Source organism: Endozoicomonas acroporae, from assembly GCF_002864045.1.
Taxonomy (GTDB): domain Bacteria; phylum Pseudomonadota; class Gammaproteobacteria; order Pseudomonadales; family Endozoicomonadaceae; genus Endozoicomonas; species Endozoicomonas acroporae.
Genome location: NZ_PJPV01000251.1, coordinates 1 through 1,351, shown reverse-complemented (window position 1 = coordinate 1,351; position 1,351 = coordinate 1). Strand labels below are relative to the sequence as shown.

The window sequence follows — 1,351 nt, the reverse complement described above, 5'->3', positions numbered from 1 at the left end:
GGCATTCCTTCCCGGCATGTGAAAACGGATCTTGAGTCATGATAGGAGGAAGGCGATTACTGGCTGGTTGTTTTCTTTCTCTTTGCCGGTTTACCGGTTTGCTCCTCTGAATGTTCTTCGGTAGTCAAGTAACCATGATCTGAGGGTTGCCTGCCTTTATCAGCAGTAACGTATGCCGCATCTGCCCAGCTTCTTTTAAGTGATACAGAGCCATGCTCCTGTGGCGGGATGCCTATCCTGGCCTTTATTTGATCAATGTATGGTTTCATTAAATCCTGATTCAAAAGCCTGTTAACCGGAATTTCAATGACCTCAAATCCTGCTTTTTGCAACAGTGCGATTTTCAGCAGAGTCGAACCATTCCTGGTGTTGAAATCACCACCCACGTAATGAGACGGTCCCTGAACTTCAATCACCATGTTGTGATCTGGCAGTAGCAGGTCAACCGGAGGTAATGAGTTCAAACACTTTTCTTCTTCAATCCGCAAAGAGGGAATGGATGATTGAAGTTGAGCGCGGAAGTCGGATTGAGGTTTTGAAATGGTTGTCGGGTAATGGGGGACGAACAGACACGTCCTGCGAAGCCAGCTTGCGGCCATGGCAATGATGGATTGATCTTCTTTATTGTCCGGGGAGGTGTTTTCCAGACGAGTAAACAGCTCATCGATGTGCTTTTCAAGACAGTTATTGTTATTGGAGTCCAGAGACAATCTGGCACAGCAGACCATTACTCCCCAGAGAGACATCAATATGTCTCGCTGTGAGAGCTGAAGATTTTCACTGATTCGGTAAACAAGCGATTCAAACACAGAGGTAACCACGTTCAGCTCAACGAACTCACCCAGTTTCGCCGTGGCCCATAGCAGGTTGGCGATTTCCTGTGGTTTAAAGTCAGCTTTCTGTGCGTTCACGTGGCGCAACAGCGCGGCCACGGCCTCGTTAAACTCTGGTGTCTGCTCCTGCCCGCTATCCACCAGTTTCGCCATGGCCCACAGCAGGTTGGCGATGCCCTGTGGTGTAAAGTTATCTTTCTGTGCGTTCACGTGTGGCAACAGCGCGGCCACGGCCTCTTTAAGTTTTGGTGTCCTATCCTGCCCGTTGTCCAGTAGTTTCGCCATGGCCCACAGCAGGTTGGCGATTTCCTGTGGTTTAAAGTTAGCTTTCTCTGGGTTCACTTGTGGCAACAGCACGGCCACGGCCTCTTTGAGCTGCGGTGTCCGCTCCTGCCCGTTGTCCACCAGTTTCGCCGTGGCCCATAGCAGGTTCGCGATTTCCTGTGGGTTAAAGTTAGCTTTCTGTGCGTTCACGTCGGGCAATAGGCTGGCCACGGCCTCATTGAGCCCCGGTGTCC

The 1,351-nt window shown here is 50.6% G+C and carries 1 protein-coding gene; it reads right to left on the bottom strand.

The genetic code is table 11. The annotated features are described in order from the left end of the window. Nucleotides 1–56: 56 nt before the first annotated feature. The coding region (locus tag CX664_RS24800; RefSeq protein WP_146000346.1) for an RAP domain-containing protein at nucleotides 57–1,351 on the bottom strand (1,295 nt) is incomplete at its 5' end.